Below are 17,071 nucleotides of genomic sequence, written 5' to 3' on the forward strand. Positions count from 1 at the left end.
CGTCAGGTCGCAGGGTTCGTTGGCGCGCTCTTCAGGCGGCTGGTGACGATGCTGGCGACGATGATCAGGGTGCCGCCCAGCAGCATGCGCAGCGTCGGCTGCTCATCGAACAGCCACCAGGCGAAGGCTATGCCGTAGACCGGCTCCAGGGCGAAGATCACCGAGGTGGTGCGCGCCTTCAGCACACGCAGGCTGGCGACGAACAGGCTGTGGACGAGGCCGGTGCAGAGTACCCCCAGCAGCGCCAGCCAGAGCCAGTCCTGCGCGGGCACGGCGGGCACCGCTGCCCAGCTGAACGGCAGCAGGCCGACAAGGATCGCCAGATTCTGCCAGAGCGCCGCTCGCACCGGATCGAGGCCGCGGGTGACCGCGCGGTTGAGCAGCGACAGCAGGGCGAACAGCAGACCGGAAAGCACACCGTAGAGCAGGCCGGCGGTGGGGCCGCTGGCCAGGTCGAATTGCGGCGTCACCAGCAGCAGCCCCGTGCATACCAGGGCGACCATGGCGAACTCCACCACACGGGTGCGTTCGCGAAACAGCAGCCCCTCGAGCAGCACCGTGAAGGCGGGGAAGCTGGCGAAGCCCAGCGTGGCGATGCCGACGCCGGCGATTTTCACCGCGACGAAGAAGGTCAGCCAGTGCGCGCCGAGCAGCAGGCCGCCGAATGCCAGGCCGCAGCGCTGCCGCCAGTCGGGGCGGGCGCCGCTGGCCGGAAGCAAGCGGGCGACCAGCAGCAGGGCCAGGACGGCGAAAAATGCCCGGCCGAAGGTGATGATCAGCGGCGTGCTGTCGGCCAACTTCCCGAGTACGCCGGAGAGCCCGAACATCAGCGCGCCGAGGTGGATCGCCAGCAGGGCGTTGCGCGGCGTCATTCGCTTCCACCGGGGGTGCGTTGCCGGGACAGGGATGTTGCGGGAGCGGGCATGAGGCTACCTGGTGATGGCGGTGCGGACGATGCTAGGCAACGTCCGCTCCATTGTCTGTCGCGTCAGTCGCCGATTTTGTCGCGCAACTCGCGCCGTAGCTCGCGTGGCGTGCACCCGCGTGCGCGAACGATGGCCGCGGTGAAGGCGCTTTGCGAGGCATAGCCTACCCGTGCGGCTATTTCGCCGATCGGCAGTCGGCTGTCGTGGAGCAGCGCCTCGCCCCGCTGCAGGCGTCGCTGGCGCACGTATTCCATGGGCGTGCGTCCGGTTTCGCTGAGGAAGCGGGCATGCAGGCGCGCCACCGAAAGCCCGGCGATACGGGCCAGGTCGGCGACCTGAAGCGGATGGGCAAGGTGCCGGTCGATATGCGCGGCGATCGCCGCGAGCGGAAGAGGGGGCGGCATCCTCGGCGCGTCGTCGTTGCCGGCCAGACTCGCCAGTAGCAGCACGGCGCCCTGTTCGGCGATCAGCGCGTCATTGATCGGGCTGGCCGCCAGCCACTCGACGAGCTGCTGCTGGACGGGCGCCAGGCGTAGCGTGTCCGGGCGATCGAGCAAGCGCAGGCTGGGGGCGGTGTGGTGGCCAAGGCGGTCGCGCACCCAGTTTTCCGAAGGGATGTCCAGCACCAGGCAATGGCTGCCGGTGGCGCTGCCGCAGGCGTGATGCGTGGCTGACGGGACCACCGCCAGGCATTGCTGGGCGACGCGGCTGCCACGCCCGGCCATCTCGAACTCCAGCAGCCCCTTCAGGCCGAACACCAGTTGTGCGTGCTCGTGGCTGTGGGCGATCAGGTCGTGGTTGTAATGACGAAGCGAAAGCATCGGTATGGCGCTCTCCGGAGGGCCTGGGCCAGCCCGCTGGTCAGAGAATGACCTTGTCGCGCAGTTTCTCGGCGGCCTGCTGCAAGGCCTGGATCACACGCTCCTTGTCGAAGTTCTGTATGCCGTTGGTGTCGAGGTACATGGAGAACCCGGGCAGCTCATGCTCGACGAAGCTGCAGGTGGCGCCGAGATCGCGGCGGAAATCGACCACCTGGTAGATCTGCACCGGGCGGGAGAAGCCCTTTACCGAGATCTGGCCCTTGTCGCGGCACATGATCACGTCCTTGATCAGCGAATAGGTCTCATGGGAAATGAGAATCTCGCTGGCCTCGGCGGCGCTCTCCAGGCGGCTGGCGAGGTTCACTTCGCGGCCGATGATGGTGTAGTCCATGCGCGTGTCGGCACCGAAGTTGCCCACCGTGCAATAACCGGTGTTGATGCCCATGCGGATTTCCATCGGGCGGGTGATGCCCTGGGCGCGCCATTGCTGGCGCAACACCTTCATGTGCTTGCGCATCGCGATGGCCATGGACACTGCGGCCACCGCGTCTTTCTTGGCGCCCTGGCTGGTCGGGTCGCCGAAGAACACCATCACGCAGTCGCCGACGAACTTGTCGATGGTGCCGCCATACTTGAGGGCGATCTTCGACATTTCGTTGAGGTAGTTGTTTAGCAGGTCGGTCAGGGCTTCGGCCTCCAGCTCTTCGGACAGCTCGGTGAAGCCCTTGATGTCCGAGAAGAACACCGTCAGCCGCTTGCGCTGGGTTTCCAGGCGCACGCTGCGCTTGCCGGAGAAGATCGATTCCCAGACCTGTGGAGACAGGTACTTGGCCAGGTTGCGGGCCAGGCGGGCGGCCTTGGCCTGTTCCATTTCGATTTCCTTGCGCGCCTGGGCCAGGCGCAGCCCCTGCTGGTGGACGTAGTAGGCGGTGGCGCACACGTAGAAAGTGGTGAACAGGATGCTGACCAGTGAAACCAGAACGGGCGTCGTGTCCTTGAATTCGAGGGGGAACTGCAGGCTGGCCAGGGCGATGCCGAGTGCCACGCAGGGCAGCGCCAGCGTCAGGTTGCGCAGGCTGCCGATGACCAGGGCGCTGAAACCGAGGGTGAGCAGGAACATCAGGCTCGGCACCACGGAGAAACCTAGCAGCAGAATGCCGAAACCGGCATTCAGCGCGTCCAGGCAGAGCAGGACCTGCGAGGTGCGTTCCGGGTGATCGCGCTTGAAGCGATAGCTCAGGTGGTAGGCCAGGTGTGGATAGAGCAACGCATAGGGGACCATCCACAACAGGTCCATCGAAAAATATTGGGTATAGGTGCCTGCAGCGAGTGTCGCCGCGCAGGCCAGATAGGCGAGCACGCGGGAGTAATACTCGCGCAACGGGCGAGTGGCGAGGCCATTACGGCGCTCCACCATGATGGAAGTCATGTATGCGTACGATCCCTGGTCGTTTTTCGACGCCTTTTTCTATGCGCCTTGCAGACTGAAGCTGGACCCGCCGCGCAGGAACCGGCAAGCGAGCGGAATCAACGGCGTTCAGTCTCGCGGCTACAGCGTGCCTGCTCGGCGATTGGCCGGCCCGTGCAGCAGCCGGCTGATCATAACCAAGCAGCGGCGCATCGCCAAACAGCAGTTCGCAATCAGCGCTGGATCGTGGGTGCCGCCGGGCACTGCGGGCCCGTTTTTACGCGGCGGGGCCGGCGCGCAGCAGATCGTGGAATGGCCCTCAGAAGCGGATGCGCCCGGTGAGCATATCCTTGAGCATGACCCAGTCGCCGAGGAAGCTGTAGAGCGGATACTGGAACGTTGCCGGACGATTCTTCTCGAAGACGAAGTGGCCAACCCAGGCGAAACCGTAGCCCGCGATCGGCATTGCCAGCAGCCACCACCACTGCTGGGTGAACAGGGCGTAGCCCAGGATGGCCAGTACCAGCAGGCTGCCGACGTAATGCAGGCGACGGCAGGTCGGGTTGCTGTGCTCGGCCAGGTAGAACGGATAGAAATCGGCAAAGCGGGTGAAGCGTTCGGCGGTTTGCGTGCGCATGGCGTACCTCCTGTTATTGTCCCGGCCAGTTTAGGCGCGCCGCGTCTTGCGGGGCAGTGACAATGAGTGCCAGTTTAGTAGCCTTGGCCCCGTGGCCGCCACCCCATTCCAGAACAAGAAGCACCATGAGCGAACGCACCACATCCTCGAGCTGGGCGCAGGGCATCGTCCAGGCGCTGGAAGCGGCGGACATCGACTGCCATCAGCTGTTTGCCGAACTGGGCCTGGACTATGCGGCGCTGGGCGACCCGGATGCGCGTTTCGCCCAGGACGACATGACGCGCCTGTGGCTGCGGGCGGTGGAAGTCTCCGGCAATCCGGCCATCGGCCTGGACATGGCGCGCGAGGCGCGACCGGCGGCCCTGCACGTGGTCGGCTACGCGCTGATGTCCAGCCGCAACCTCAAGGAAGGCTTCGCACGGCTGGTGCGTTACCAGCGGATCATCGCCGAGGGGGCCGATCTGGATTTCCAGCCTTGCACGCAGGGCTATCGGCTGAGCCTGGCAATCCACGGCGACCGCCTGCCGCCGGCGCGGCAGAGCGCCGAAGGCTCGCTCGCCGGTTGCCTGACCTTCTGTCGCTGGCTGACCGGGAGGGCGCTGCAGCCGCTGGAGGTGAGCTTCCAGGGGCGAGCGCCGGAGGACCTGGAGCCCTATCGCCGGCTGTTCCAGGCGCCGCTGCGTTTCGACGCGCCGCGTTATGCGCTGGTGTTCAGCCAGGCCGACGTGGAAACGCCGTTGCCGACCGCCAACGACGCGCTGGCGCAACTGCATGACCGTTTCGCCGGCGAATACCTGGCGCGCTTCGCCGGCAGCCGGGTCCTGCATCAGGCGCGGCAGGTGCTCTGCAGGATGCTGCCGCAGGGCGAGCCCAGGCGCGAGACGCTGGCGCAGGCGCTGCACCTGTCCGCGCGCACCCTGCAGCGGCGCCTGCAGGAGGAAGGCAGCAGTTTCCAGCAATTGCTCGACGACACACGCCGCGACCTGGCGATGCAATACCTCGCCCAGGCGGACATGGCCCTGCTGGAAATCGCTTACCTGCTGGGCTTCGCCGATCCGAGCAACTTCTACCGGGCGTTCAAGCGCTGGTTTGCACTCACGCCCGGCGAATACCGCGCCAGGAACCGGAGGCAGGTCGCGCAGCCATAAGTAACGACATGTCCGCTGCATTCATTTCATCGATGGGGAGAGATTGACCTTGGCCACCAGCTTGCTTGCGCTGATCGACGATATCGCGACGGTCCTGGACGACGTATCGGTCATGACCAAGGTCGCGGCCAAGAAGACCGCGGGCGTGCTCGGTGACGACCTCGCACTGAATGCCCAGCAGGTAGCCGGGGTGAAGGCCGACCGCGAACTGCCGGTGGTCTGGGCCGTGGCCAAGGGCTCGCTGCGCAACAAGGCGATCCTGGTGCCCGCCGCTTTGCTGATCAGCGCTTTCGTTCCCTGGGCGATCACGCCTTTGCTGATGCTCGGCGGTGCGTTCCTCTGCTATGAAGGTTTCGAGAAGCTGGCCCACAGGTTTCTTCACGACGACCGCGCGACGCACGCCGAAACGGCGAAGGCGCTGGCCGATCCGGCAGTGGACATGGTGGCGTTCGAGCGGAGCAAGATCGGCGGTGCGATACGCACCGATTTCATCCTCTCGGCGGAAATCATCGCCATCACCCTGGGCACGGTGGCGGGGGCGTCGTTCTCGCAGCAGGTGACGGTGCTGGTTGGGATCGCCATTCTCATGACCCTCGGCGTCTATGGCCTGGTGGCCGGCATCGTCAAGCTCGACGACCTCGGGCTGGCCCTGAGCAGGCGCGCCGGCGCCCTGGCCAGCGCCGTCGGGCGGGGCATCCTGCGTGTCGCGCCCTGGCTGATGAAATCACTGTCGATCATCGGCACCGCGGCGATGTTCATGGTGGGCGGCGGTATCCTCACCCACGGCATCCGCGCCGTGCATCACTTCATCGAGAGCAGCGCGCAGGATGCCCTCGGCTTGCCGTATGTCGGCGTGGTGCTGGGTGGCCTGCTGCCGACGCTGCTCGACATGGCGTTCGGCATCGTTGCCGGTGGCCTCGTACTGGCGCTGGTGACGGTCGCTGGCCGCCTGTTCAGGCGTGGCTCCGGGGCTGCACCCGATCAATGACGCCAGAATGCCGGAGTCAGCAACACCAGCACGGTGATGATTTCCAGGCGCCCGAGCAGCATGCCCACCGACAGCAGCCATTTGGCGGTGTCCGGCAGGGTGGAGAAGTTGCCGGCCGGGCCGATGATATCGCCCAGGCCCGGTCCGACGTTGCACACGGCGGTGGCGGCGCCGGTCAGGGCGGTGATCGGGTCGAGCCCCAGCAGCGCCAGGCATAGCGCCAGCACGCCGATGGTCATGGTGATGAAGAAGGAGAAGGTGAGGATCGAACGGACGATTTCCTCGTCGAGGTTGTGGCCGTTGTACTGCTGGCGGATCACCGCGCGTGGGTGGATCAGCTGCTTGAAGTTGGCACGCAGCAGCGAGTAGGCAACCTGGAAACGGAACATCTTCAGCCCGCCGGAGGTGGACCCCGAGCAGCCGCCGACGAAGGTCAGATAGAAGAAGGCCATCACCGCGAAGCCGCCCCATTGGGTGTAGTCATCGACCGCGAAACCGGTGGTGGTGACTACCGAGACCACGCTGAAAGTCACGACACGCAGCGCATCCAGCATGTTGATGTCGTGATTGAGCCAGTACCAGCCGCTGAACAGCAGGCTGGTGATCGTCAGCATCAGCAGGAACCCCCGCACCTGTTCGTCCTTGACCAACGCCGTGCGGTGGCCGCGCAGCATCATGACGTACAGGGTGAACGGCAGGCTGCCGAGCAGCATGAAGATGATCGCCACCCAATGGGCCGCCGGCCCGAACTTGCCCATCGAGGCGTCGGAGGTGGAGAAGCCCCCCGTCGAGACGGCCGACATCGCATGGTTGATGGCGTCGAACAGGCTCATGCCGGTCAGCGCGAATGCAACGAATGCGGCAAGGGTGAAGGTCACGTAGATGGCGATCAGGTATCTTCCGGCCACGTGCGAGCGTGGCATGACCTTTTCAGACCAGTCGGAGGACTCGGTCTGGAACAGCCGCATCCCACCGACGCGCAGCAGTGGCAGGATGGCGATCGCCATGCCGATGAAGCCGATGCCGCCCAGCCAGTGCAGCAACGAACGCCACATGAGCAGGCCGGGCGATGCACTGTCCAGTCCCGACAGGACAGTGGCCCCGGTGGTGGTGATGCCGGACATGGTTTCAAAGAAGGCATCCGAGTAGCTGATGTGCTGGATCAGCATCAGCGGCAGCGCGGCGAAGCAGCAGACCACCACCCAGCTGGCGGTGGTCAGGAAATACATGTCCCGTGGCCGCAGGTGGGTATTGGCCGGGCGCCCGGGCGCGACCAGGGCGAAGCCGCAGGAAAAGGTGATCAGGCTTGCCCAGATGAACGCCTGCAGGTCATCGGTGCGCTCGAATGCCAGCAGCGTCAGCATCGGAATGATCATGCTGACGGCCAGGGTGATCAGGAATATGCCGAGAATGAAACCGATGATACGCAGAGTCGGCAGGGCCATGTAGAAGTGCTCGGCACGAAAAAGAGGGGCGGACATTCTACTCGTGTGGCGAAGCCAGTAAACCGCCCGTCCGGGGTGTGAACAATGTTTTCAGCAGTCGCCTGGCGGCCTCTTCCCAAGGCTGCGGCGATGAATAGAATAGCCGCCCGGGCGCCGGCCCATTCCGGTATCTGGGTGTTCACCTTCCATGTCCATCGACAATCCTTGCCTCACGTGCGGCGCCTGCTGCGCGTATTTCCGTGTGTCTTTCTATTTCGGTGAATGCGTATCCTCGGGCGGGGCGGTCCCGGACCAGCTGACCGTTCAGGTTTCCCCGTTCCATGTGGCCATGCTCGGCACCGAGGCCAAGCCCGCTCGCTGCGTGGGGTTGCTCGGGGACGTCGGATGCGGTGTGCGTTGCAGCATGTACGAGCAGCGTTCGAGCACCTGCCGCGAATTCGAGGCGTCCTGGGCCAACGGCGAACACAACGTGCATTGCGACGCCGCGCGCGCCGCCCATGGGCTACCGCCGCTGGTGCCACCGTTGCAGCCGCATCTTTCGCCGGATCGGGTGGCTTGAAGCGCGGGCATGGCGGGGCTTTCGGGCGGTAGGTTGGCAGCTGAGCGCAGCGAAGCCCGGCAGGGCGCTGGCACGAACGAAACGTCAACAGACCCTAGGGTCTGTTGACGTTTCATCGCAAACCGGCGACATTCGCGCCACCGGATTCCCCGTCGTTCCCACCGCTCGCGATGAAACCTCAACAGCCTCTAGAATGTCCGACCCGTTTAGGAGGTAATGGATGGACGCTCTGGACCTGCTGCTCAACCGCGTTTCCGTCACGCGGCTCTGTGACCCCGCGCCCGATGCCGCGCAACTCGACCTGCTGTTCCGTGCCGCGCTGCGTGCTCCCGATCACGCGCAGTTGCATCCCTGGCGTTTCCTGACCATCGAAGGCGATGCACGCCAACGCCTCGGTGATCTGTTCGCCGCGGCGCTGCGAGCGCGTGAGCCGAACGCGTCGGCGGAGGCATTGCAAAAGGCTCGGAACATGCCCCTGCGCGCGCCGCTGCTGATCGTGGTCATCGGCCACTTGCAGGCGCATCCCAAGGTGCCGGAAAGCGAGCAGTTGCTGGCCGCCGGCTGTGCGGCCCACGGCATTCTGCTCGCCGCGCATGCGCAGGGAATCGGGGCCGTGTGGCGTACCGGCGATTTCGCCTACGACCCGCACGTCACGCAGGGCCTGGGTGTGGTTGCCCATGAGCGGCTGCTGGGGTTCATCTACCTGGGGACCCCGGAGGGGCGGGTGCGTACCGCTCCGGTGCTCGAGCCGCAGACATTCGTTTCCGGCTGGGACGGTCAGTGAGCCGCCGCGGCGTCTGACACCCTGGCCGAAGGGCCTGGCAAGGGCAGGCGCAGGCTGGCGATGAAGCCGCCATCGGGATGATTGGCCAGTTGCAACTGGCCGCCATGGCGTTCCGCGGCGCGGCGGGCGATGGCCAGCCCGAGGCCGTGGCCGGCGGCGGTTTGCCCGGGGGCGCGGAAGAACGGTTCGCTCAGTTGCGACAGATGTTCGTCGGCCACGCCGGCGCCGTGGTCGCGAACGCTCAGCACCAGGCTGCCGGCCTCCCGTTGCGCGCGCAGTTCGATCGGCATGCCCTCGGGATTGAAGCGCAGCGCATTGCGCAGCAGGTTGTCCAGGGCACGCTCGAGCATGTCCGGCCAGCCCGTCAGGCCGATGCCGGGCTCCACCTGGCTGTCGATGCGTTGCCCGGGTGCCACGATGCGGGCGTTCTCCTTCAGTTGCTCGAACATCGATGGCAGGTCGACGTTGCTGGCCGCACCGGGCTCGGCATCCAGGCGTGACAGTTCGAGAATCTCGCTGATCAGCGCTTCCAGCCGGTCGCATTCCTTGGCCAGGCGCGGCCAGATCACTTCACGTTCGCTCGGACTGGCGCGTTCGGCCAGCGCCAGGGCGATGCGCAGGCGCGCCAGTGGCGAGCGCAGTTCGTGAGAGACATCGCGCAGCAACTGGCGCTGGCTGCCGATCAGCGTCTGCAGACGTGCGCCCATGCGGTTGAAGTCGTTGGCCAGCACGCCGAGCTCGTCACGGCGCCTGGCCAGGCGCGCCAGCGACTGCTGCTGGTAGGTGGTCTGGCCCAGATCGTGTACCGCGCCGCGCAGGCGATCCAGCGGGCGGGTGATGGACAGCGTCAGCAACAGGCTGAAACCGGTCAGCACCACCAGCGCGATGCCCAACGCGCTGAGCGGCCAGAACAGGCTGCCGCGATGCCAGGCCTGCAGCTCGGGATACGGGATCCGGTAGATGAACAGGTAGGTTTCGCCGCTGCTCGGGCTGGTGTAGTCCGCGGTCAGGCGGCGCCAGGGCAACTGGCGGTCCCGGTCCTGCTGGCGGGCCTCGTAGGCGGCGGCGCGTGCCGGAAAGGTGCCGCGGATGACGGGCTGGCCGTTTTCGGCCAGCACCTGCACGTCGACATGGGAGTGGTGGCGGTGCTCTTCCAGCAGGCGCTGGGCGGCCTGTGGGCCGTGCTGCTCGTAGACTCGGGTCCAGGTCTCGGCGAGCCCCTGTACCGAGGGGTGGCGGCTGAGAATCCAGGCGTCCTGGTTCAGGGCATGGCCGAGCAGCATGGCCAGGCCGGCGACCAGTGCGATGGCCAGCCAGAAGGTCGCGAGTATACGCCAGAACAGTGATCGCACCGGGACTCTCCACGGCAAAGCCCGGTCAGCCCGCACCGTTGTCCTGGACAACGGTGGGAACTGGTCGGGCGGGTTGTCGGACAGCCGGTTCGATCAGTTCTGCTGATCGCGCTCGGCCTTCCACTTGAGGAACTCGGCGCGTTCGGCGCGCTTGTCTTCCATTTTCTTCAGGCCTTCGTCGAAGGCTTTCTGCTGTTCGGGCTTGAGCAGGGCGCGCATGCTCTGGTGGGTCTTGTCCTGGCTGGCCTTGAGTTCATCCTGCATGGCCTTGCGCTCGGTTTCGGGCAGCTTGTCCAGGTAGCGCTGGGTGATCTCGTGGCGTTGTTTCATCTGTTCGCCCATCAGCTTGTGCATTTCGCGTTGCTGGTCCTTGCTCAGGTCCAGCTGATGGAACATGTGCGGGCCCCTTTTTCCGCCGGGTTGGCCGTCAGGCATGCCGCCCGGCATGGCGAAGGCGAGGGTGGGCAGGGCAGCGGCGAACAGCAGGGCAACAAGTGATTTGCGCATCATGGAATCTCTCCTATATCGGGAAACCGGTTCGATCCTCGACGACACTCGGATTGCTTCGTCGTCAGCGGTTCGGCGACCGGATGAGTTCAGTCTACGGAGCGCAAAGTCAAGGGCGGTCAGGCCAGGGTAAAGCCTCGGTAAAGACGATCAGACGGCGTAAAGATAACCACGGCTGCGCAAGGCGACGATGCGCGGGCTGCCATCGGGGTGGGGGCCGAGCTTGCGACGCAGGTTGCTGACGTGCATGTCCAGGCTGCGATCGTAGAGGGTCAGCTTGCGGCCCAGCGCATGCTGGGCCAGGGCCTGCTTGTCGATCGGCTCGCCGGGCTGGGCCAGCAGCGCTTCGAGTATCCGCCCTTCGGACAGCGTCAGGCTGACGTCGTGGCCGGCGATGCTGGCGACGCCGCGTGCCGGGCTGTAGCACAAGTCGCCCAGTTCCAGCTGGCTGGGGCTGGCGGCCGGCTGGCTGCGGCGCAGTACCGCGCGCAGGCGTGCGGTGAGTTCGCGCGGATCGCAGGGTTTGGCCAGGTAGTCATCGGCACCGAGTTCGAGGCCGAGGATGCGATCCAGCGGTTCGCCCCGGCCGGAGAGCATGAGCACCGGCAGGTCGGGATGTTCGTTGCGCAATTGCTTGAGCAGCTCCAGGCCGCTGCCGTCGGGCAGCATGACGTCGAGTACCACCGCGGCGGGCTGGTACTGCGTCAGCGCCGCGCGGGCGCTCTGGCCATCATGGCAGGCATGGGCGACGAAACCTTCCTGGGCGAGCCAGCTGACCAGCAGCTCGCACAGTTCACGGTCGTCATCGATCAGCAGCAGTTCACTCATGTCGGATCGCTACGCTCAATTGATCCACTGGCGCCGGCGGCGGCTACGTGTCACCAGCAGGCCGAGGATGAAGCTGACGACACCTACGCCACCGCCCACCGCGAACCACTGTTGCTGCTCGGTCAGCAGCATCGGCGTGGCCTTGGCCTGCTCGGCCTGCAATTGCAGGCGCAAGCGCTGGTTCTCTTCGCGCAGGCGCAGCAGCAGGCCTTGCACGGCCTCGCTGTCGGCCGCCGGTTGCGCTGCGGGCGCGGCGTACTCTTCGGCATCGGCTGCCGCCTGCTCGGCCGAGGGCGCCGGCGAAGCGGGTTCTTCCTGTGCATGCAGCGCGGGGGCGAGCAGGCTCAGGGCAAGCAGCAGGGAAAGCGGGCCTTGGCGCATCGGAACTCCTTTTTCCTTCTACGGGGCCGTGGCGACGGCCAGACGAATTCGCAATCCCTGTGTCGGCTCAAGGCAGCACTTTCTTGAAGGGCTTGACCAGCACGTTCACGTAGACGCCGGCGGCCTTGTAGGGATCGGCGTCGGCCCATTGCTGGGCCGCTTCCAGCGAGTCGAACTCGGCCACCACCAGGCTGCCGCTGAAGCCGGCTTCGCCGGGGTCGTTGCTGTCGATGGCCGGATGCGGGCCGGCCAGGACCAGACGGCCCTCGTTCTTGAGTTGCTCCAGGCGTGCCAGATGGGCCGGGCGGGCAGCCAGGCGGTCCTGCAGGGAATTCGGGGCGTCGGTGGCGATAACGGCGTACAGCATGGTCGTTCCTCGATATCTGGATTCGGCTACATGGCGCAGAAATATTAAAGCTGCGTCGCGCGGTAGCAGCCATGCGCCATGCAGCGCGGCATCATAGCAAACCGCGCGTGCCGCGAAAGCGTCGCACATGGCCCGGGCGGGTGATTGGCCATCGCACGCCGGGCAACAACGGTGGTCGAAAGCAACGGTGGTCCGAACCGGAAATTCGCCTGGCTTGCTGGCTGTTCACGGCAAGAACGAGCACAAAGCCCCGGTGCGGCGTTAGACTAGCCGGCGTTCGTGCCTGATCGACCCAGCCTATCGGCAGGCGGGCCGGGACCGGCTGATGTTGCGGCCGCTGGCTCATGACCTGTTTCGAGGTATCCCACCTCCTGGAGTGCATTACTGGATGTTTGTCGATCTGCATTGCCACAGCACCGCTTCAGATGGTGTTCTCGCCCCCGCCAAGCTGGTGGAGCGGGCCCATGGCCGTGGTATCGAACTGCTGGCGCTCACCGATCACGATACCGTCGATGGGCTCGACGAAGCCCGCGCCGCCGCGCAGGCGCTGGGGATGCGGCTGGTCAACGGGATCGAGCTGTCGTGCCTGTGGAGCGGGGCTACCATTCATGTATTGGGTTACGGTTTCGCCAGCGATGCTCCGGCGTTGCAGCGGGCGATCGCCGACCTGCATGACGGGCGCTGGCGCCGCGCGGAGCTGATTGCCCAGCGGCTCGAGGCCAAGGGCATGCCGGGGGCGTTGCAAGGCGCCCGCGCGATTCAGCAGGCGCTCGGCGACAGCGGCAATGCGCCGGCGCGTCCGCATTTCGCCGAATTCCTGGTGCGCGCCGGCCATGTGCGTGACCGTGCCGAGGCGTTTCGCAAATGGCTGGGCTCGGGCAAGCTCGGCGATGTGAAGCAGCATTGGCCGAGTCTCGAGCAGACGCTGGCGACATTGCACGAGGCGGGCGCGTGGATCAGCCTCGCACATCCCTGGCAGTACGCTTTCACCCGCAGCAAGCGCCGTCGGCTGGTGGTGGATTTTGCCCGGGCCGGCGGGCATGCGCTGGAAGTGGTCAATGGCATGCAGCCGCTGGAACAGGTGGGCGGATTGTCGATCCTGGCGCGCGAGTTCGGGCTGATGGCCACGGTGGGCAGCGATTTCCACGCGCCGGGGGAATGGTCGGAGCTGGGGCTTTACCGCACCCTGCCCGAGGATCTGTCACCTTTATGGAGACATTTCGATCATGAGTGCCGCATATCTGCTGCCAGCTGAACAGGGAGTTGCCATGAGTCAGTTTTTCCAGATCCATCCGGACAATCCGCAACCGCGCCTGATCAAGCAGGCCGTGGAGATCATCCGCAAGGGCGGGGTGGTGGTCTATCCGACCGATTCGAGCTACGCCCTGGGCTGCTCGATCGGCAACAAGGCGGGGACCGAGCGCATCCGCCGCCTGCGCCAGCTCGACGACAAGCACAACTTCACCCTGGCCTGTCGCGACCTGTCGCAGCTGGGGCTGTTCGCCAAGGTCGATACCGCTGCCTTCCGCCTGCTCAAGACGCATCTGCCGGGGCCGTACACCATCATCCTGCCGGCCACGCGCGAGGTGCCGCGCATGCTGCTGCATCCCAAGCGCCGCACCATCGGCCTGCGCGTACCGGCGCAGCCGATCGCCCAGGCCTTGCTGGAGGAGCTGGGCGAGCCGCTGATGAGCGTCAGCCTGATCCTGCCCGGCGAGGAATTGCCGATGAGCGATCCTTACGAAATGCGCGAGATGCTCGAGCATCAGGTAGACCTGATCATCGACGGCGGGTACGGTGGCGTCGAGGCTTCCACGGTGGTCAGCCTGGTGGACGACCGGCCGGAAGTGCTGCGCGTCGCTGCGGTGATCCGCAACCCTTCGCGGCCTAGCCGGCCTGTTGCCCTTTCGACGCGGCGCGCGCCGAAGCGGGAACGGCTCCTGAGGCGAACATGCCCGAACAACAACGATCAAGGACACCCTTTTGAGTTCCATGGATTCACAGCGGCGCGTGGTTTCCGGCATGCGTCCGAGCGGCCGGCTTCACCTCGGTCACTACCACGGCGTGCTGAAGAACTGGGTCAAGCTGCAGCATGAATACGAGAGCTTCTTCTGCATCGTCGACTGGCATGCGCTGACCACCGACTACGAAACCACCGGCGATATTTCGCAGAACGTCATGGACATGGCGGTGGACTGGCTGGCCGCCGGGGTCAGCCCGAGTTCGGCGACACTGTTCATCCAGTCGCAGGTGCCCGAACACGCCGAGCTGCATCTGCTGCTGTCGATGATCTGCCGCTGGGCTGGTTGGAGCGGGTGCCATCCTACAAGGAGCTGCAGCAGCACCTGCAGCACAAGGACCTGGATACCTATGGGTTCCTCGGCTACCCGTTGCTGCAGGCCGCGGACATCCTGCTCTATCGCGCCGGGCTGGTGCCGGTCGGTGCCGACCAGCTGCCACATATCGAATTCGCCCGCGACGTGGCGCGCCGCTTCAATCACCTGTATGGCCGCGAAGAGGATTTCGAGGACAAGGCCGAAGCGGCGATCCGCAAGCTCGGCAAGAAAACCTCCAAGCTCTACGTCAGCCTGCGCAAGAGTTACCAGGAGCAGGGCGACGTCGAAGCGCTGAACACTGCCCGCGCCATTCTCAAGGAGCAGCAGACCATCACCATCGGCGACCAGGAGCGGCTGTACGGCTACCTGGAGGGCTGCGGCAAACTGCTGCTGCCCGAGCCCCAGGCGCTGCTCGGCGAGGTGCCGAAGATTTCCGGGCTCGATGGCGGCAAGATGGCCAAGTCCAACAGCAACGCCATCTACCTGCGCGACACGCCGAACGAGATCGAAGAGAAGATCCGCCGCATGCCCACCGACCCGGCCCGCGTGCACCGCAGCGACCCCGGCGAGCCGACGCGCTGCCCGGTCTGGCAGATGCATCTGGTGCACTCCGACGAGGCTGTCTGCCAGTGGGCCGAACAGGGTTGTCGCAGTGCCGGTATCGGCTGCCTGGAGTGCAAGGCGCCGCTGATCGATTCGATCCGGGCCGAGCTGGCGCCGCTGCAGGAGCGTGCGCTGGACTATGAGCAGAATACCGACCTGGTACGCGCCATCCTCGCCGAAGGGGCCGAGCATGCCCGCGACGAGGCCCGCGAGACCCTGGTCGAAGTGCGCCAGGCCATGGGCCTGCATTATCGCTGACGAGCAGCGCCACGCACCCTTTGCGGAGAGCCAGATGCAGCAACACGAGGTCCACAGCAGCGAAAACCAGCCCGGCGAGCAGTTGCGGCTGGCGCTCGTCTATGGCGAGGCGGTCACCGAGCTGCCGCTGGACCTGTACATCCCGCCGGATGCCCTGGAGGTCTTCCTCGAGGCCTTCGAGGGCCCGCTGGACCTGCTGCTGTACCTGATCCGCAAGCAGAATATCGACATCCTCGACATCCCGGTGGCGGAGATCACCCGCCAGTACATGGGCTATGTCGAACTGATGAAGTCCGTGCGCCTGGAGCTGGCGGCCGAGTACCTGGTGATGGCTGCCATGCTCGCCGAGATCAAGTCGCGCATGCTGTTGCCGCGCTCGGCCGAAGTGGCCGAGGACGAGGAAGACCCACGCGCCGAGCTGATCCGCCGTCTGCAGGAATACGAGCGCTTCAAGGCCGCGGCCGAAGATCTCGATGCGTTGCCGCGGGTCGGCCGTGAGCTGCAGGTGCCACGCCTCGATGCACCGCATGCGCGGGTGCGCAAGCTGCTGCCGGACGTCAGCCTGGAGGAGCTGCTGGTGTCCATGGCCGAGGTGCTGCGTCGTGCCGACATGTTCGAGAGCCACCAGGTTACCCGCGAGGCGCTGTCGACCCGCGAGCGCATGAGCGAAGTGCTGGAGCGTCTCAAGGGCGGCGGCTTCGTTCCCTTCGTCACGCTGTTCAGCGTCGAGGAGGGGCGCCTCGGCGTGGTGGTGACCTTCATGGCGGTGCTCGAGTTGATCAAGGAATCGCTGGTCGAGCTGGTGCAGAATGAGCCCTTCGCGCCGATCCATGTCCGCAGTCGCACCGAGTAGCCCGGTGCGGCGAGCCCGAACAGAACAGTTGAGGTAGTCACCCGTGGACCTGTCCGATCCCAAGGATCTGGCTTCGCTGCTCGAAGCCTTTCTGCTCGCCAGCGGCAAACCGCTTTCGCTGGAGCGCCTGGGCGAGCTGTTCGAAGAGGGCGAGCGGCCCTCGTCGGCGCAGTTGAAAAAGGCCCTGGAAACCCTGGAGAAATCCTGCAAGGGGCGTGCGTTCGAACTCAAGGAGGTCGCCAGCGGCTACCGCCTGCAGGTGCGCGAGCGCTTCTCGCCCTGGGTCGGCCGGCTGTGGGAAGAGCGGCCGCAACGCTATTCGCGTGCCTTGCTGGAAACCCTGGCGCTGATCGCCTACCGCCAGCCGATCACCCGCGGCGAGATCGAGGACATCCGCGGCGTCGCGGTCAACAGCCAGATCGTCAAGACCCTGCAGGAGCGCGAGTGGATTCGCGTGGTCGGCCATCGCGACGTGCCGGGGCGGCCGGCGATGTTCGCCACCACCCGCCAGTTCCTCGACCACTTCAATCTGAAGAACCTCGACGAACTGCCGCCGCTCGCCGTGCTGCGCGAGATGGAGCCCGAACTGCGACCGCTGCTCGATGAGGAAGACGCGGCCGTGCCCGCCACGCTACAGGCGCGCGCCGACGTGGCTGCGCAGGAGGCGGAGACGGAGGCGGAACCGCGCGAACAGACCAGCTTCCGCAGCCTGCTGGCCGAACTGGATGGCATGGAGCAGGGCTCAAGACCGATTTCGACGACCTGCTGGAAGTCGAGGCCTCCTCCGAGGAAGAAAAACCGGCGCACTGAGCTTGCCCCCACCGCAGGAGCCCGCAAGCGGGCGAACCGCTGCGGCGTGTAGCGTCGATC

General features: G+C 65.8%; 16 protein-coding genes and 3 pseudogenes. 9 read left to right on the forward strand and 10 right to left on the reverse strand.

Going from position 1 to position 17,071, the window contains the following annotated elements; all coding sequences use genetic code 11:
• Positions 1–2: 2 nt before the first annotated feature.
• The 4 genes from BAY1663_RS00160 to BAY1663_RS00175 form a co-directional block, all read right to left on the reverse strand.
• Complete coding sequence (locus BAY1663_RS00160; RefSeq protein WP_037036854.1) at positions 3–872, reverse strand: DMT family transporter; 870 nt, start codon at positions 870–872, stop codon at positions 3–5.
• 116 nt (positions 873–988) lie between these two features.
• Entirely contained in the window at positions 989–1,747 is a 759-nt protein-coding gene (locus BAY1663_RS00165; RefSeq protein ID WP_037036857.1) for an AraC family transcriptional regulator, read from the reverse strand.
• Positions 1,748–1,787: 40 nt separating this feature from the next.
• Positions 1,788–3,176, reverse strand: a complete 1,389-nt coding sequence (locus tag BAY1663_RS00170) for an adenylate/guanylate cyclase domain-containing protein (protein ID WP_037036860.1) — start codon at positions 3,174–3,176, stop codon at positions 1,788–1,790.
• Positions 3,177–3,474: 298 nt separating this feature from the next.
• A complete protein-coding gene (locus BAY1663_RS00175) occupies positions 3,475–3,792 on the reverse strand; it encodes an Mpo1-like protein (RefSeq protein ID WP_037036863.1) in 318 nt (105 codons plus the stop codon).
• A 125-nt stretch (positions 3,793–3,917) separates the two neighbouring features.
• Here BAY1663_RS00175 and BAY1663_RS00180 point away from each other — a divergent pair, with 125 nt between their 5' ends.
• On the forward strand, positions 3,918–4,940 hold the full coding sequence (locus BAY1663_RS00180; protein ID WP_037036865.1) for an AraC family transcriptional regulator: 1,023 nt from the start codon (positions 3,918–3,920) through the stop codon (positions 4,938–4,940).
• Between the two features lie 49 nt (positions 4,941–4,989).
• Positions 4,990–5,928 carry a DUF808 domain-containing protein gene (locus tag BAY1663_RS00185; RefSeq protein ID WP_037037177.1) on the forward strand — a complete coding sequence of 313 codons (939 nt, stop codon included), beginning with the start codon at positions 4,990–4,992 and terminating at the stop codon, positions 5,926–5,928.
• Here the strand turns inward: BAY1663_RS00185 and BAY1663_RS00190 are convergent.
• Complete coding sequence (locus BAY1663_RS00190; protein WP_037037179.1) at positions 5,922–7,373, reverse strand: TrkH family potassium uptake protein; 1,452 nt, start codon at positions 7,371–7,373, stop codon at positions 5,922–5,924. The two genes, BAY1663_RS00185 and BAY1663_RS00190, sit on opposite strands and share 7 nt — an antisense overlap.
• A 187-nt stretch (positions 7,374–7,560) precedes the next feature.
• Here BAY1663_RS00190 and BAY1663_RS00195 point away from each other — a divergent pair, with 187 nt between their 5' ends.
• Positions 7,561–7,932: a YkgJ family cysteine cluster protein gene (locus BAY1663_RS00195; RefSeq protein WP_037036868.1), complete on the forward strand. Its 372-nt coding sequence runs from the start codon at positions 7,561–7,563 to the stop codon at positions 7,930–7,932.
• 220 nt (positions 7,933–8,152) lie between these two features.
• Complete coding sequence (locus BAY1663_RS00200) at positions 8,153–8,716, forward strand: NAD(P)H nitroreductase (RefSeq protein WP_037036869.1); 564 nt, start codon at positions 8,153–8,155, stop codon at positions 8,714–8,716.
• Here the strand turns inward: BAY1663_RS00200 and BAY1663_RS00205 are convergent.
• The 5 genes from BAY1663_RS00205 to BAY1663_RS00225 all read right to left on the reverse strand — a co-directional run bounded on the left by BAY1663_RS00205 (position 8,710) and on the right by BAY1663_RS00225 (position 12,151).
• Positions 8,710–10,068 (reverse strand): HAMP domain-containing sensor histidine kinase, encoded by a 1,359-nt coding sequence (locus BAY1663_RS00205; RefSeq protein ID WP_037036872.1) that lies wholly within the window; start codon positions 10,066–10,068, stop codon positions 8,710–8,712. The genes BAY1663_RS00200 and BAY1663_RS00205 overlap by 7 nt on opposite strands.
• Before the next feature lie 93 nt (positions 10,069–10,161).
• Positions 10,162–10,575 carry a Spy/CpxP family protein refolding chaperone gene (locus BAY1663_RS00210; RefSeq protein WP_037037180.1) on the reverse strand — a complete coding sequence of 138 codons (414 nt, stop codon included), beginning with the start codon at positions 10,573–10,575 and terminating at the stop codon, positions 10,162–10,164.
• A gap of 150 nt (positions 10,576–10,725) precedes the next feature.
• Positions 10,726–11,403 (reverse strand): response regulator transcription factor, encoded by a 678-nt coding sequence (locus BAY1663_RS00215; protein ID WP_037036891.1) that lies wholly within the window; start codon positions 11,401–11,403, stop codon positions 10,726–10,728.
• Between the two features lie 15 nt (positions 11,404–11,418).
• Positions 11,419–11,784 carry a hypothetical protein gene (locus BAY1663_RS00220; protein WP_037036892.1) on the reverse strand — a complete coding sequence of 122 codons (366 nt, stop codon included), beginning with the start codon at positions 11,782–11,784 and terminating at the stop codon, positions 11,419–11,421.
• A gap of 67 nt (positions 11,785–11,851) precedes the next feature.
• Entirely contained in the window at positions 11,852–12,151 is a 300-nt protein-coding gene (locus BAY1663_RS00225) for a YciI family protein (protein ID WP_037036896.1), read from the reverse strand.
• Positions 12,152–12,539: 388 nt separating this feature from the next.
• Here BAY1663_RS00225 and BAY1663_RS00230 point away from each other — a divergent pair, with 388 nt between their 5' ends.
• The 5 genes and pseudogenes from BAY1663_RS00230 to scpB all read left to right on the forward strand — a co-directional run bounded on the left by BAY1663_RS00230 (position 12,540) and on the right by scpB (position 17,011).
• Positions 12,540–13,406: a PHP domain-containing protein gene (locus BAY1663_RS00230; RefSeq protein ID WP_037036899.1), complete on the forward strand. Its 867-nt coding sequence runs from the start codon at positions 12,540–12,542 to the stop codon at positions 13,404–13,406.
• A gap of 13 nt (positions 13,407–13,419) precedes the next feature.
• Positions 13,420–14,042: pseudogene (locus BAY1663_RS00235) on the forward strand (L-threonylcarbamoyladenylate synthase).
• A gap of 131 nt (positions 14,043–14,173) precedes the next feature.
• Positions 14,174–15,348: pseudogene (locus BAY1663_RS00240) on the forward strand (tryptophan--tRNA ligase).
• Between the two features lie 154 nt (positions 15,349–15,502).
• Positions 15,503–16,201 (forward strand): ScpA family protein, encoded by a 699-nt coding sequence (locus BAY1663_RS00245; protein ID WP_164838415.1) that lies wholly within the window; start codon positions 15,503–15,505, stop codon positions 16,199–16,201.
• 43 nt (positions 16,202–16,244) lie between these two features.
• A pseudogene (gene scpB / locus BAY1663_RS00250) lies at positions 16,245–17,011 on the forward strand (SMC-Scp complex subunit ScpB).
• Positions 17,012–17,071 lie beyond the last annotated feature (60 nt).

Source organism: Pseudomonas sp. BAY1663, from assembly GCF_000582595.1.
Classification (GTDB): Bacteria; Pseudomonadota; Gammaproteobacteria; order Pseudomonadales; family Pseudomonadaceae; genus Stutzerimonas; species Stutzerimonas stutzeri_AF.

What these genes read in the sequence shown, in the direction of transcription:
- BAY1663_RS00195 (WP_037036868.1), top strand. Translation starts at nt 7,561, where the DNA reads ATGTCCATCGACAATCCTTGCCTCACGTGCGGCGCCTGCTGCGCGTAT.
- BAY1663_RS00210 (WP_037037180.1), bottom strand. Translation starts at nt 10,575, where the DNA reads ATGCGCAAATCACTTGTTGCCCTGCTGTTCGCCGCTGCCCTGCCCACC.
- BAY1663_RS00200 (WP_037036869.1), top strand. Translation starts at nt 8,153, where the DNA reads ATGGACGCTCTGGACCTGCTGCTCAACCGCGTTTCCGTCACGCGGCTC.
- BAY1663_RS00220 (WP_037036892.1), bottom strand. Translation starts at nt 11,784, where the DNA reads ATGCGCCAAGGCCCGCTTTCCCTGCTGCTTGCCCTGAGCCTGCTCGCC.
- BAY1663_RS00175 (WP_037036863.1), bottom strand. Translation starts at nt 3,792, where the DNA reads ATGCGCACGCAAACCGCCGAACGCTTCACCCGCTTTGCCGATTTCTAT.
- BAY1663_RS00170 (WP_037036860.1), bottom strand. Translation starts at nt 3,176, where the DNA reads ATGACTTCCATCATGGTGGAGCGCCGTAATGGCCTCGCCACTCGCCCG.
- BAY1663_RS00165 (WP_037036857.1), bottom strand. Translation starts at nt 1,747, where the DNA reads ATGCTTTCGCTTCGTCATTACAACCACGACCTGATCGCCCACAGCCAC.
- BAY1663_RS00225 (WP_037036896.1), bottom strand. Translation starts at nt 12,151, where the DNA reads ATGCTGTACGCCGTTATCGCCACCGACGCCCCGAATTCCCTGCAGGAC.
- BAY1663_RS00215 (WP_037036891.1), bottom strand. Translation starts at nt 11,403, where the DNA reads ATGAGTGAACTGCTGCTGATCGATGACGACCGTGAACTGTGCGAGCTG.
- BAY1663_RS00180 (WP_037036865.1), top strand. Translation starts at nt 3,918, where the DNA reads ATGAGCGAACGCACCACATCCTCGAGCTGGGCGCAGGGCATCGTCCAG.
- BAY1663_RS00160 (WP_037036854.1), bottom strand. Translation starts at nt 872, where the DNA reads ATGACGCCGCGCAACGCCCTGCTGGCGATCCACCTCGGCGCGCTGATG.
- BAY1663_RS00190 (WP_037037179.1), bottom strand. Translation starts at nt 7,373, where the DNA reads ATGGCCCTGCCGACTCTGCGTATCATCGGTTTCATTCTCGGCATATTC.
- BAY1663_RS00230 (WP_037036899.1), top strand. Translation starts at nt 12,540, where the DNA reads ATGTTTGTCGATCTGCATTGCCACAGCACCGCTTCAGATGGTGTTCTC.